Here is a 13,174-nt window from a genome sequence, read left to right as displayed (position 1 = left end):
CACCGGCATGAACTGGCAAAAAATTGGCGTAATCTTTATCTTCCTGTTGATGGCGCTTGGCGGCATTGGCGGCGTAATGCTGACGGGTTACACCATCCTTATCCGCGCGTAAGCCGCTGTTGCAGGCGCTCAAACAGGCGGTCGGTAACGATGGCCAACAGCGCCACCAGGCAGGCCCCCTGGATGATATAGGCGGTATTGAAGCCGCTTAATCCAATGATCACCGGTGACCCCAGCGTTTTCGCACCCACCGTTGAGGCTATCGCTGCCGTCCCGATATTGATAATCACCGACGTCCTGATCCCGGCGAGGATCACCGGCGCGGCCAGAGGCAATTCTACTTTACGCAGGATCTGCCAGGCACTCATCCCCACCCCTTCGGCTATTTCCCGCGCGCTGCCAGGCACCGCGCCAATACCGGCCAGCGTGCCCTGCAGAATGGGCAGTAAACCGTAGAGCAGCAGCGCGATGATTGCCGGCTTTTCGCCAAACCCCATCACCGGCACGGCAATCGCCAGTACGGCTACCGGAGGAAAGGTCTGTCCCGCTGCGACCAGCGTCTCCACCAGCGAGCGAAATTCTTTGCCTGCCGGACGCGTAACAAAGATCCCCGCGCCCATGCCGATAATCACCGCCACCAGGCTTGAGATCGCCACCAGCGTAATATGGGCCAGCGCAAGCTGCAGAAAGCTGTCCTGCTGGTAGAGCGGCCTGTCGAGCTGGGGAAACCAGCTGGCAAACAGCGGCCCGCTGTAGGGCATAGCCAGTAGCAATGCCACAAACAGCCCCACCAGCCACAGCAGAGGATCCCGAAGCCAGCGCATCATTACGTCCTCCTCTGCTGCAGAAGATCGGCAAAGTGCAGCACGCCCAGCGGCTGTTGCTGTTTATCTGTGACCGGCAACCTGTCGGTCTGGCGGGCGATAAATTGTGACAGGGCCTCTCTGAGCGTCATCTCTTCCGGTATGGCTTCGCCTTCCAGCCACTCCCCACGCCGTGCTGCGGCCCCGGCATTGCCGAGTGAAAGCAGGCGCACGCCCAGTTCGCTGCGGCCAAAAAAATCCCGTACAAAATCATTTTTCGGCTGGGTCAGCAGCTCAACCGGCGTCCCCTGCTGGATCACTTTGCCGCCATCCATCAGCACCAGCCTGTCGGCCAGCGCCAGCGCTTCATCAATGTCATGGGTAACCAGCACGATAGTGCGACCGGAAATCTGGTGAATGCGGACGATTTCCTGTTGCAGCGCACCCCGCGTGACCGGATCCAGCGCGCCAAAAGGTTCATCCATCAACAGCACTTCCGGGTCTGCCGCTAAAGCCCTGGCGACACCCACGCGCTGCTGCTGGCCACCGGAAAGCTGATGCGGAAAACGGTGACGGAACTGTTCGTCCAGATTGAGTAACGCCAGTAATTCACTTACCCGCTCCGCAATCCGCTGTTTTGGCCAGTTCAGCAAAGCGGGTACGGTGGCAATGTTCTTCTCCACCGTCCAGTGCGGGAACAGCCCGATAGACTGGATTGCATACCCCATCCGGCGGCGCAGAACCTGCGGATTAAAGCTGCGGATCTCCTCACCGGCAAACTGAATGGTGCCGCGATCGTGCTCAATCAGACGGTTGATCATTTTCAGCGTGGTGGATTTTCCTGAGCCGGAGGTGCCGATCAGCACGGTGAACTCCCCTTTGGCTATGTGCAGCGTCAGATCGCTGACCGCCGCCTTGCCGTCAAAGTGTTTGCTCACCTGGTTGAAGTTGATCATTGGCGTTTCGCCTCAATAACGGAAAGAAGAAATTTGAACAGCGCATCAATAATCACTGCCAGGGCAATCACCGGTATGACGCCCAGCAGAACCAGCTCCAGCGCGCTGCTGAGCAATCCCTGGAAGATGATGGTCCCAAAGCCTCCGGCGCCTATCAGGGCGGCAATGACTGCCATCCCCACGGTCTGCACGGCAATCACCCTGAGTCCGGTCAGCAACACCGGCAGCGCCAGCGGCACTTCGGCATGCCAGAATATCTGACCGCGCGTCATGCCCATGCCTTCCGCCGTTTCGATCACCTCTTTCGGCACCTGTTGCAACCCGGCGACCACGCTGCGCACCAGCGGCAGCAGCGCATAGAGCACCAGCGCGATCAGGGCCGGGGCCATGCCAATGCCACTGATCCCCAGATCTGCCAACGCCGGAAAAGCACGAGCCAGCCCAGCCAGCGGCGCAATCAGCAGGCCGAACAGCGCGATGGATGGCACCGTTTGAATGACGTTAAGCACGGCGAATACCGGCGACTGCACCGCCTTTTTTGGCGCACAGCCAGCCCAGCGGAATACTGATCAGCAATGTCGGTATCAATGTTCCAGCCAGCAGTAGCAGATGCTGCGACAAAGCCTGATCGAAGACGTCCCGGCGATTGGCATACTCTTTCAGCAGGGCCAGCTGATCGAGCCGATCGCTGAGCAGTAAAACGATCACCGGTAGCCAGATTTGGCCATTGAGCAGCAAACGCCACAGGGCATTTTTGCTGAGCCGCCCTGCTGCATCTGCTGCCATAAGCAGGCACAATCCGGCAGCCAGCCAGAAGCCGCTGCCCCAGGAGGTTCTCGCCAGGGCGCTACCCTGCTGCGAAAGCAGTGTTGCCTGATGGCCGCTGAGGGCGATCAGGGCAATAAACAGCCCTTCGCTGAGCAACACCACCAGCGCCAGATTCCCGCGGGTGACGGGCAGAAAAGCCTGAAGGATCAGTATGCCTGGCGGCACTGCCACCAGCCACCAGCCCCCCTCTAAAACCTGATGCAACGGCAAAGGCTGGCCGGATACCAGCCGGTTGGGGGCGTAATCAAGGAATGGCAGGGTGGCCGCTGCCACAGCTAACAGAATGGACAGCGTCAGCAGCACAGGATTATGGATTTTTAGGCGCAAAATTTTCCTGATGATATGCGGGCCGGTCTCTCCGGCCCGGGCTAATCCTACAGCAAGTGTTTCTGCTGCAAATAATCCGCGGCTACTGTTTTCGCGTCCTGCCCTTCAACAGCAATTTTGGCGTTAAGCTGCTGCAGTGTTTTTTCATCCAGCGAGGCAAAGACCGGCTTCAGCCAATCGGCAATCTGTGGATAGGCTTTCAGTACCGCATCCCGGATAACGGGTGCAGGGGCATAAATAGGCTGCACGCCTTTGGGATCGCTTAAGGTCTGCAAGCCAAGCGCCGCTACCGGGCCATCTGTGCCATAGGCCATTGCAGCATTCACGCCGGAGGTTTGCTGCGCCGCCGCCTTAATGGTTACAGCGGTATCTCCCCCGGCCAGCGACAGCAGCTGATCCTGCTTAAGCGTGAAGCCGTAGGCTTTCTGGAAGGCAGGCAGAGCGTCAGGCCGTTCGATAAATTCGGCAGAAGCCGCAAGCTTGAAGTCGCCGCCTTTTTTCAGGTAGGCGCTGAGGTCGTCCAGCGAATTCAACTTGTTTTTCTGCGCCAGATCGCCACGCACCGCAATCGTCCAGGTGTTGTTGGCAGGCGCGGGAGTCAGCCAGGTCAGCTTGTTCTTTTGATCCAGCATTTTGACTTTTTCATACCCGGCCTGCGCATTTTTCCACGCCGCGTCGTGTTCATCGTTAAAGAAGAAAGCGCCGTTGCCGGTGTACTCCGGGTAGATATCCAGCTCCCCGGCGGTAATGGCGGCCCGGACAACCTGGGTGGTGCCAAGCTGCACTTTATTCACCGTTTTCACGCCGTGTTTATCCAGCACCTGAAGAATAATATTGCCGAGCAACGATCCCTCAGTATCTATTTTTGATCCTACCTTGACCGGTTCTGCTGCGCTGGCCGTGGCCGACAACGCCAGTAATCCGGCCAGTGCCAGCGCGGACTGAAGCCCTGTTCTCTTCGCCATTTTCTGTTCCTTTTCGTCAGGTTAGTAACAAGCGTAGCCTAATAAATCCCCGGATAAAGCCAGACGGCGAAAAAGCCCGGTGGAAGCCTCTGCAAGAGAACCTTTTGTCAGGCCATTTTTCAACGAGCATTTAGCTTTAAGTTATAACCAGCCGGCATTTAAATCCTGCTCAACCGGGGGTATTCTTTGCGCTTATTCTTAGAAAAAAAGACCATAACATCATGACTGATTTAGCAACTTCGGCGCATGTCGCCACGGCAGGGGCTCCTCCAACGGGTGAAACCGTCACTATCCGTCGGGCAGCCGACGTATCACATCTGGTCAATACCAGCACTCAGGCCCGCAGTAACGCCCGCATCGTTATTGGCATTGCTCTGGGCGGCGTGTTTCTGGACGCTTACGATCTGGGCGCGCTGGCGTTTGGCATGAAGGATGTCACCAAAGAATTTGGCCTGTCGCCGACCGGCGCGGGAATGGTGGCTTCCGCTATCGCTTTTGGCGCCATTGTCGGCGCATTGATTGGCGGCTATCTCACCGATAAAATTGGCCGTTATCGCGTTTTTATGGCGGATATGTTTTTCTTCGTCTTCGCCGCGCTGGCCTGTGCTTTTGCCCCTAACGAGTATGTGCTGGCTGCCGCCCGTTTTGTGATGGGGCTGGGGGTGGGAATAGATTTACCGGTAGCGATGGCGTTCCTGGCCGAGTTTTCAAAACTCAAGGGGCGTGGCAATAAAGCCGCCAGTATTGCGATGTGGTGCCCGACCTGGTATGCCGCAATCTCGATTTCCTATCTGCTGGTGCTGTTCTTCTATTCGGTGCTGCCGGAAGCGCATTCAGGCCTGCTCTGGCGCATTATCCTCGGGTTTGGCGCGGTACCAGCCATTCTGATTATCTGTATCCGTAGCCGTTACATGAGCGAGTCGCCAGTATGGGCGGCGAATCAGGGGGACCTTAAAGGTGCCGCCGCTATTTTGCGTCACTCTTACGGCATCAATGCGCAGGTGGCAAAGGATGCCGACCTGACGCCAGCTAAGCCGACACGTCCTGCCAGCTGGCGTAATTACGGTGAACTGCTGAAGGGGGTTTATCTGCGCCGGACCCTGCTGGCTACCATTACGGCTATCGCTTCCGCCTTTGCCTATAATGCCGTGGCCTTCGGACTGCCGGTGATCATTTCAAGCTTCCTCGCCCAGTCGATGCTGACCACTATTCTGGTGTCGCTGGCGCTGAATCTGCTGTTTGCTTTTGTGGGAGGGATTCTGGCCGTACGTCTGGTGCCGCGATTTGGCGCATGGAAGATGACCACGCTGGGTTACAGCTTCCAGTTTGTCGCCCTGATTGGGCTGGCGCTGATTGGCCGCCCAACGGAGGGGGCAGAAGCAGCGGTTTCCATTGCCATGCTGGCGCTGTTCCTGCTGGGTCAGGGCTTTGGTCCGGGTTCACATACCATGACCTTTGCTTCCCTGAGTTACCCGACATCCTTACGCGGCGTGGGCGTGGGCTTTAATCAGACGTTAATGCGCGGCAGCTCCACCGTTTCGCTGTTTCTGTTCCCGCTGCTCTCTGCGGCGCTGAGCACCAACGTCTTCTGGGTGATTGCGCTTGCCCCACTGGCCGGTCTGATTGCCCTGCTCGCCATCCGTTGGGAACCTTCCGGCTACGACGTGGATGCCGAGGACTTTGCGCGGGACATTCCCTGAATCCTTTCTCAACCGCCAGGACTTTCCTGGCGGTGGAGACTTCTGGAAAAGTCTTTTTATCGGGCTGACTGGATGGCGATATTGATTGATGGAAGGGCTGTTCAGCCCGCCAGTTGTTGGGCTGAAAAGGTTCTGAAGGCTTCCGGAATGCGGGAGAAAGTGTGCAGGAACCAGGGGGTAAAGCGTTCCGGATGGTGCGCCATCTCCTGCTCAATATCGCTGAGCGAGGCATAACGCCAGCTATCGGCCTCTTCAGGATTGGGAACGGGCAGCTCGTTGCTGAAGGCAAAATAGACGTGACCGTATTCATGCTCGGTCAGGCCATTGCCCATCGGCAGGTTATAGCTGAGTTCAAAAACAGGATGCAGCGTCAGCTGCATGCCCATCTCTTCACGCAGGCGACGCTCGGCCGCGGTACTGGTCGCCTCCTGAGGATAAGGATGGCCGCAGGTGGTATTACTCCAGAGCCCGCCACAGTGGTATTTTCCACTGGCACGCTGCTGCAACAGTAGCTGATGGCGAGAGTTGAACACATAAACGGTTACCGCGCGATGCAGCAGCCCTTTTTCGTGAACCTCAAGCTTTTCCATTCTACCGGTGGGACGATCGTGGCGATCAACCAGAATCACTTCAATAGCGGACATGCAGACTCCTTCGGACTAATCTCAGGTAATTGTGGCACATGATCCGCGAGGACGACGGCATAAATTCGTGCGATTTTGTGACTGTCTCAGGAAGATTTTACGCAGGGTTAAAACGGATGCCCTTCGCCCTGGTTCTGCCGGGCGGGCTTTTGAGGATGTCAGGCGTTGATCAAACGGGCGCTGCAGGTGTAATTTCAGATCGCAAAAAGGGAGCCCGACGCCTCTGCGCCGGGCTATTTTTCTACAGTTTGAAGCTGCTGACCACCTGTTCAAGCTGTACGCTTTGCTCTTCCATCGCCTGCGCGGCAGCCGAAACCTGCTCCACCAGCGAGGCGTTTTGCTGGGTAGTGCTGTCGAGCTGGTTGATGGCCGTGTTGACCTGATCAATGCCCATGCTCTGCTCGCGGCTGGCTGACATGATTTCGGCCATCAGCGTGGTGACGCTGCTGACGCCGTTCATCAGTTCATCCATGGTGCTTCCCGCTTCCTGCACCAGCTGGCTGCCCTGATCGATATTGGCCACCGACTCTTCAATCAGTTTCTTGATTTCACGGGCCGAGTTAGCGGAACGTTGCGCCAGGTTACGCACTTCTGAAGCGACTACCGCAAATCCACGCCCCTGCTCACCGGCACGAGCCGCTTCGACCGCCGCGTTCAGCGCCAGGATGTTGGTCTGGAAAGCGATGCTGTCGATTACGCTGATAATATCCACAACCTTACGGGAGGAGGTATTAATCTCGCCCATGGTATTCACAACCTGTTTCACCACGTTGGAGCCCCTTGCCGCCACGCGGGAAGCGTCACCCGCCAGCTGATTGGCGTGGGTGGCATTATCGGCATTCTGGCGCACCGTGCCTGTCAGCTCTTCCATCGAGGCTGCCGTCTGAACGATAGAGCTGGCCTGCTCTTCGGTCCTGGCGGAGAGATCAAGGTTGCCGCTGGCAATCTCTTTCGAGGCTGCGGTAATCGCCATCGCGCTGTCGCCCACCTGGCGCATCAGCCCCTGCAAATATTCGATAAAGCTGTTGAAGCTGTCAGCTACCGCGTTAAATTCCGGGCTGCTGCTGGCTGGCAGACGCTGCGTCAAATCGGCACCGCCGGTAGAGAGCGCCAGGATATTCTCGTTCAGGCCGCCCAGACGTTTCATCATGGTGCGGATAAAGCCCAGCAGAACCAGTAACAGCAGGATCGCCAGCGGGATCTGCACCAGGCCCAGACGGGTCAGAATAGAGTGAGTTTGTTTAGAGAGTAAGGCTGTCGGCACATCACTGGCAATGAACCACGGGCTGCCGCTGATTTGCTGAACAAACAGCGTGTGGTTGCCATCTTCGCCATCGTAAGTGCTCTGGACTGGCCCGCTGCCTGCGGTATTCAGCGCTGAACGCAACGAGACGGCCATTGGAGAAGTGATTTCACTCAGATTGCGTAACCTGGGTGCCGCACCAATCAGGCTGGCATCGCCCACCACTTTACCATCGGCCTCAACAATCAGCGCCTGTCCCTGTACCGCGTCGCCCATCTCTTTCGCCAGATGGTTGAAGAAGCCCAGCGTCACGTCAATAGTGGCTACACCCCAGGCCGTGCCGTTACGGTAGATGGTCATGGCACAGTTAGTGCGGGGCTGAGGGCTGGCGGCATCCTGATAGGCTTTCGCCCAGGCGCACTGCCCTTTAGCGGCGGCCAGTCCATCTTTATACCAGGATTGCTCGTAGTAATAAGGCGCTTCAGCCGAGTTCCAGAAGGTGTTCTCCTGCAAAGTGTTGCTGCTGTCGCGGGCAAAGAAGGTGCTGAATTTGTCTACGGCAGGATCGCGCATTTTCGGCAGAGGCCAGATGCCGCCGCCAAAGACGTTGACGTCCTGGTACTGGTTTACCAGTGCCGGTAACAGGGTGTTAATGCCGGTACTGTCCAGCACCGCTACCGATTCGGTAATGCTGCGCTGCTGAGCCTGGATGCGGTTCATCATCTCGGTAATGCGGGAACCGATTGATTCCACTTCATAACGCACCAGACGACTCTCATTGGTCGTGAGTTGGGGCGCAACGAACATATTGATCACCACTACCGTGATCAGCAGCAGCAGCATAAAGAAGCCGACGATCAGCAAGGTAATTCTGGCCTGGGTTGTTTTAAACATGAAAAGCCCCACTCAACTCAATCAGGCACAATTGCCTGATCGTGTTAACGGCCTGTTAAAGGAAAACTTGATGTGATCTTGATCAAATATCGCAAAACGGGTTTAGGGCAGAGATATCACGCAAAACAGATACAAAATTTAACTCTGTGAATCAACAACCTGCTGTCTTGGACGGAAAATATGGTTGCATCCCGCCTGCAGTAATTTCTCTACCAGCTGATTTCCCCCGCTCTCTTCCGCTTCGGCCAGCTCGCGTTCTGCCGTGGTCACCGGCGTGGCCCACAGCAGATTTACCTTCTCGCCTTCACGCTTTGGCAGCGTGAACTGCCCCTGTTCTCCGCCTAACTCACCAGAGAGCAGGAAACCCTCAAATCCCACTGGCGCAACTGCAGATTCCAGCGTGTGGCCTTCTCCCAGCCAGCTCAGACGAGCCCAGGGAAAATGCGCGAAGCTGGCTAAGGCGCTGGCCATCTGCACGGCGTTCTCTTCGGTCATCACTTCGGCATCTATCGCCATCGCCAGCTCTGTACGGCGGCGCTGCGGGGCCAGCTCTTCATAAAGAAAATCCACCCAGGGCATTGGCCGAATGCTCATGCCCAGCGTCAGGAAATACCAGTTTCCCTGATGATAATGCTGGGAGATGGCCATCGGCGGCCAGTTGCCCTGGTCGATGGAATAGTATTTCAGCGATTCGCCGTAGTGAGATTCATAGCATTTGATCATCTCACGCTGCATGGGATCCCACAGATGGCCATCGTGCCAGTCACGCCAGAAATGGCGATGCTTTTCAGCGCTGGCGTAATAGTCATTGGTCGAGGCTGACCCCAGGGGTGCAGTGAGACGGTTTGTTTTGATACAGGCCGCTGAGAAGCTGACCTGCTTATCCTGGTAGAGGCTCCAGCCAGGAATGACGGCTAACAACTGCCCCTGATACCACAGGGCTGCGCCATCATCGGCCGGTTCCCAGACGATCTGCAATCCGGCCGGATCCAGCATGGGCTCGGCTTCCAAAGTACGGCAGAATTCTGCACTCAGCAGCGGAGGGATCCCCTGCTCCATCGCTTCACGATCTTCACGGGCGGGGGCAGGTAAGAGATTACGCAGCCAGCAGCCCCGCACGGCGTACTGTCCGCGAAACGGTCCGGCAGGCCTGAGGTAAAAATAAGCAGTACGCTCATCCTGTTCAACCATGGCGATCAGCGTTTGTTGCTGATTAGTGACTTCAGCAATCCGGTACGACTGTGTCATAAAGCCTCGACGGTTGGGGTGGGGGATCCATTTCCCGGAGAATAGAGCAGGATGTCCCGTTGTGCCACGTCAGGGCAAGGGTAAAAGTCTCAAAATGGCCGGCCCATACGCTGCATTGCCCGCTGATAAGCGCCACGACGTATCGCCCAGCGCAGGGTGGCTGCCAGTAAGGTGATCCGCAGGCGAATCGCCCGACGGCGTAAAGGTGAAAACTGGAAGCCAAACTGCTGCTGAGCCCATTCCGGCAGCAGTTCAATCCCTGCCATCATCATCGATTTCATGGCGGGACGAGCCTGCCAGCTGGGCGCGGGGGCATTTAACAACAGCGAAAGCACCTCGCGGGTGCGTTCATCGCAGCGTAACTCGGGCCGCATCGCCTGCAGATACTCGTCGATCGCTTTTACCGTTTTGGGCACCTTTTCAGCGCCGAGCGCTTCGGCCACCACGGCGGCTTCGGCGTAATAGCGATCCTGTTCCGCAAGGCTGAGTCGGGGATTTTTATAGCGCAGGTGAGCGGCAAGGAAACGGCTGGTTTCGGCCACATGCACCCAGGTCAGCAAACGCGGATCGCTGGCGGCGTATGGCGTGCCCTGCGCATCCACCCCGCTGACCTGGAGATGAATACGTTTAACACGCTCGATCAAGGTTTGCGCATCGGCGGTGTTGCCGAAGGTGGTGACGGCAATAAACTGGCTGGTACGGCGCAGTCGTCCCATCATATCCTGACGAAACGTGGAGTGATCCCACACGCCAGCCAGCGCCAGTGGATGGAGCATCTGCATCAGCAAGGCTGATATGCCGCCGCAGAGCATCGACGAAAAGTCGCCGTGTACGCGCCAGATTACGCTGTCCGGCCCGTAGAGACCGGGGTCACCGACCGGCTTAGAGAGATCAAAATCATTCATCGCCAACCCATTCAGACGAAAGACCTGCTGTTGGATTCTGTCGCGAACCGAAGGCATAAAGGGATCCTGGTTGGGTCATCCGATCAAAAAGGGACGAAATCTCTTCGTCCCCTGAGTCAATTCAGAAACCCGTCACGGCGCTTTTTCAGCCGACCGTGCCGGTTTCTGCTGGCCTGGATCAGAGATAGGTAAACTCTGCATCCACCGTGCGGGCCGAATCCAGCCCGATCATGACGCTGAATTTACCCGGTTCGGCTACCTGCTGCATCTTCGCGTTCCAGAACTTCAGGGCTTTCACCTCTATCGGGAAGGTCACAGTTTGTGATTCACCCGCCTTCAGCATAATTCGCTTAAAGCCTTTAAGTTCTTTCACCGGACGGCTGAGGCTTGCCATCTGGTCACGCAGATACAACTGCACCACGGTTGCGCCCTCTCTGCTGCCGGTGTTGGTCACCGTCACGCTGGCGTTGACCGTGCCGTTGCGTGGCATGGTAGCCGCGGACATTTTCACCGGTGACAGTTTGAACGTGGTGTAGCTCAGGCCATAGCCAAACGGGAACAGCGGGCCATTGACCGCATCGTAATAATGCGAAGTGTATTTGTTCGGCCTGTCAGCGTCATAAGGCCGGCCCGTATTCAAATGATTATAGTAAATCGGGATCTGTCCTACTGAACGCGGGAAGGACATGGGCAGCTTGCCTGACGGGTTGTAATCGCCAAACAGCACATCCGCAATCGCATTTCCACCCTCGGTGCCGCTGAACCAGGTTTCCAGCAGCGCGTCAGACTGCGCCGTCTCCTGCACTATGGTCAGCGGCCGGCCATTCATCAGCACCAGCACCAGCGGCTTCCCGGTTGCCTTCAGCGCATCAATCAGCGCTCTCTGGCTTTGCGGAAGGGTGATGTCGCTGCGGCTGGAGGCCTCATGCGCCATGCCCTGCGCTTCGCCCACTACGGCAACCACCACATCGGCTTTTTTCGCCGTAGCTACGGCCTCATCCAGCATTTGCTGAGGCGTGCGCTGATCCACCACCACCCCATTTTTCTCGTACTGATTCAGGAACTGCTGAATCCCCTGGTTATCGGTGACGTTAGCCCCTTTGGCCGTCAGTACCGTGGCTTTTCCGGCGAGGACATTTTTCATGCCCTGCAACACGGTGATCGCCTGATCAGCTTTGCCAGCGGCTGACCAACTGCCCATGATGTCACGCTTGCTGTCGGCCAGCGGGCCAATCAGCGCAATAGTGCCGGACTTCTTCAGCGGCAGCGTCTCAAGACGGTTCTTCAGCAGCACGATACTTTTGCGCGCCACATCCCGCGCTTCCGCCCGGTGCAGACGGCTTTCAGCATTGGTATCCTCCGGGTCGCTCTCTTTTGGCCCCAGATGGCTGTAAGGGTCGTTAAACAGACCCATGTCATACTTGACGTTCAGCACATGGCGCGTGGCATCATCGATCTCTTTTTCGCTGACCGCCCCGCTTTTCACCAATCCCGGCAGGTATTTGCTGTAGTACTCATCGCTCATACTCATGTTCACGCCGGACTGAATAGCAATGCGCACGGCATCCTGCGGATCGCTGGCAACGCCATGTTTAATCAGCTCTTTAATTGCGCCGTGGTCGCTGATGGTGATGCCTTTAAACTTCCAGTCATCACGCAGCACATCTTTCAGTAACCAGCTGTCTGCGGTGGCAGGCACGCCGTTCAGCGAGTTAAGCGCCACCATGACCCCGCCGCTTCCGGCATCCAGAGCGGCTTTATACGGAGGAAGATAATCCTGCGCCAGACGCTGTGGGCTCATGTCGACGGTGTTGTAGTCGCGGCCGCCTTCCACTGCGCCGTAAGCGGCAAAGTGCTTCACGCTGGTCATTACCGAGTAGCGATCGGCCGGGCTTTTACCCTGCATCGATTCCACCAGCGTGCGGCCCATGGCGGAGGTCAGGAAAGTATCTTCTCCAAACCCTTCAGAAACCCTGCCCCAGCGCGGTTCACGCGTGACGTCAACCATCGGCGCCCAGGTCATATTCAGGCCATCATCGGCGGCTTCATAAGCGGAAATCCGGCCCACGCTGGCTACCGCATCCAGATCCCAGCTTGCTGCCAGCCCCAACGGGATGGGGAAGACCGTACGCTGCCCATGTACCACGTCATAGGCAAAAAACAGGGGAATTTTCAGGCGGCTGAGCTGCATCACCTGGTCCTGCATGGCGCGGATATCTTTGCGGGTAACCGTGTTGAAGATTGCACCCACCTGCTCGTGCTTGATCATCTCACGGATAGCTTCTTTAGGATTATCCGGCCCTACAGTGATCAGCCTGAGCTGCCCGATTTTTTCGTCGAGCGTCATTTTGTTCAGCAAGTCAGTGACAAATGCATCACGGGCTTCAGGGGTTAAAGGGTGTTGTCCGGACGGGTCTTCAGCAAAAGCCGGCTGCAGGGTTAAAGCGGCAGCGAGGCTGACAGAGTAAATCCATTTCATCAGGTTGGTTTCTCTTAATATCTGCGGAGCAGGAAGGTCATGCGCAACAGGCGCCACAACGTTTTCAGTGTGCCATAAGTTGAGGATAGCAGGTAGTTTTCAACGCACTGGCGCGATCGGCCTCTGATTTTTGCGCCTTCAGAGGCCGCAGGTAAGTGCTAAAGTCAGAGAGTGATACAGAC

10 protein-coding genes and 1 pseudogene are annotated in these 13,174 nt (G+C 57.0%); 2 read left to right on the top strand and 9 right to left on the bottom strand.

The annotated features are described in order from the left end of the window. Positions 1–7 precede the first annotated feature (7 nt). Entirely contained in the window at positions 8–112 is a 105-nt protein-coding gene (locus VRC33_RS07445) for a protein YohO (RefSeq protein ID WP_306206772.1), read from the top strand. Here the strand turns inward: VRC33_RS07445 and VRC33_RS07440 are convergent. The 4 genes and pseudogenes from VRC33_RS07440 to VRC33_RS07425 form a co-directional block, all read right to left on the bottom strand. Further along, the gene (locus tag VRC33_RS07440) at positions 99–824 is read right to left on the bottom strand and encodes an ABC transporter permease (protein ID WP_338564133.1); all 726 of its coding nucleotides are present in this window, start codon (positions 822–824) and stop codon (positions 99–101) included. The two genes, VRC33_RS07445 and VRC33_RS07440, sit on opposite strands and share 14 nt — an antisense overlap. A 2-nt stretch (positions 825–826) precedes the next feature. Further along, positions 827–1,759, bottom strand: a complete 933-nt coding sequence (locus tag VRC33_RS07435; RefSeq protein ID WP_338562396.1) for an ABC transporter ATP-binding protein — start codon at positions 1,757–1,759, stop codon at positions 827–829. Next, a pseudogene (locus VRC33_RS07430) lies at positions 1,756–2,914 on the bottom strand (ABC transporter permease). The gene VRC33_RS07435 and the pseudogene VRC33_RS07430 overlap by 4 nt, the downstream one beginning before the upstream one ends. Before the next feature lie 47 nt (positions 2,915–2,961). Next, complete coding sequence (locus VRC33_RS07425) at positions 2,962–3,879, bottom strand: ABC transporter substrate-binding protein (protein ID WP_338562394.1); 918 nt, start codon at positions 3,877–3,879, stop codon at positions 2,962–2,964. A gap of 221 nt (positions 3,880–4,100) precedes the next feature. Between VRC33_RS07425 and VRC33_RS07420 the strand changes: the two genes are divergently transcribed. Next, on the top strand, positions 4,101–5,579 hold the full coding sequence (locus VRC33_RS07420; RefSeq protein WP_338562392.1) for an MFS transporter: 1,479 nt from the start codon (positions 4,101–4,103) through the stop codon (positions 5,577–5,579). Positions 5,580–5,680: 101 nt separating this feature from the next. Here VRC33_RS07420 and idi read toward each other — a convergent pair whose 3' ends face one another. The 5 genes from idi to bglX all read right to left on the bottom strand — a co-directional run bounded on the left by idi (position 5,681) and on the right by bglX (position 12,992). Then, on the bottom strand, positions 5,681–6,223 hold the full coding sequence (idi, locus tag VRC33_RS07415; RefSeq protein ID WP_338562390.1) for an isopentenyl-diphosphate Delta-isomerase: 543 nt from the start codon (positions 6,221–6,223) through the stop codon (positions 5,681–5,683). A 241-nt stretch (positions 6,224–6,464) separates the two neighbouring features. Further along, on the bottom strand, positions 6,465–8,360 hold the full coding sequence (locus tag VRC33_RS07410) for a methyl-accepting chemotaxis protein (RefSeq protein ID WP_338562388.1): 1,896 nt from the start codon (positions 8,358–8,360) through the stop codon (positions 6,465–6,467). A gap of 138 nt (positions 8,361–8,498) precedes the next feature. Beyond that, positions 8,499–9,608: a suppressor of fused domain protein gene (locus tag VRC33_RS07405; protein WP_338562386.1), complete on the bottom strand. Its 1,110-nt coding sequence runs from the start codon at positions 9,606–9,608 to the stop codon at positions 8,499–8,501. 89 nt (positions 9,609–9,697) lie between these two features. Then, positions 9,698–10,570, bottom strand: a complete 873-nt coding sequence (locus VRC33_RS07400) for an oxygenase MpaB family protein (RefSeq protein WP_338562383.1) — start codon at positions 10,568–10,570, stop codon at positions 9,698–9,700. Between the two features lie 121 nt (positions 10,571–10,691). Continuing rightward, entirely contained in the window at positions 10,692–12,992 is a 2,301-nt protein-coding gene (gene bglX / locus VRC33_RS07395) for a beta-glucosidase BglX (RefSeq protein ID WP_338562381.1), read from the bottom strand. Between the last annotated feature and the right edge of the window lie 182 nt (positions 12,993–13,174).

It is taken from the genome of Erwinia sp. E_sp_B01_1 (genome assembly GCF_036865545.1).
In the GTDB taxonomy this organism is placed as follows: domain Bacteria; phylum Pseudomonadota; class Gammaproteobacteria; order Enterobacterales; family Enterobacteriaceae; genus Erwinia.
Note: the sequence above shows the minus strand (reverse complement) of the source record. Positions and strands in the feature narration are given on the sequence as shown.

What these genes read in the sequence shown, in the direction of transcription:
- VRC33_RS07445 (WP_306206772.1), top strand. Translation starts at nt 8, where the DNA reads ATGAACTGGCAAAAAATTGGCGTAATCTTTATCTTCCTGTTGATGGCG.
- VRC33_RS07440 (WP_338564133.1), bottom strand. Translation starts at nt 824, where the DNA reads ATGCGCTGGCTTCGGGATCCTCTGCTGTGGCTGGTGGGGCTGTTTGTG.
- VRC33_RS07435 (WP_338562396.1), bottom strand. Translation starts at nt 1,759, where the DNA reads ATGATCAACTTCAACCAGGTGAGCAAACACTTTGACGGCAAGGCGGCG.
- VRC33_RS07425 (WP_338562394.1), bottom strand. Translation starts at nt 3,879, where the DNA reads ATGGCGAAGAGAACAGGGCTTCAGTCCGCGCTGGCACTGGCCGGATTA.
- VRC33_RS07420 (WP_338562392.1), top strand. Translation starts at nt 4,101, where the DNA reads ATGACTGATTTAGCAACTTCGGCGCATGTCGCCACGGCAGGGGCTCCT.
- idi (WP_338562390.1), bottom strand. Translation starts at nt 6,223, where the DNA reads ATGTCCGCTATTGAAGTGATTCTGGTTGATCGCCACGATCGTCCCACC.
- VRC33_RS07410 (WP_338562388.1), bottom strand. Translation starts at nt 8,360, where the DNA reads ATGTTTAAAACAACCCAGGCCAGAATTACCTTGCTGATCGTCGGCTTC.
- VRC33_RS07405 (WP_338562386.1), bottom strand. Translation starts at nt 9,608, where the DNA reads ATGACACAGTCGTACCGGATTGCTGAAGTCACTAATCAGCAACAAACG.
- VRC33_RS07400 (WP_338562383.1), bottom strand. Translation starts at nt 10,570, where the DNA reads ATGCCTTCGGTTCGCGACAGAATCCAACAGCAGGTCTTTCGTCTGAAT.
- bglX (WP_338562381.1), bottom strand. Translation starts at nt 12,992, where the DNA reads ATGAAATGGATTTACTCTGTCAGCCTCGCTGCCGCTTTAACCCTGCAG.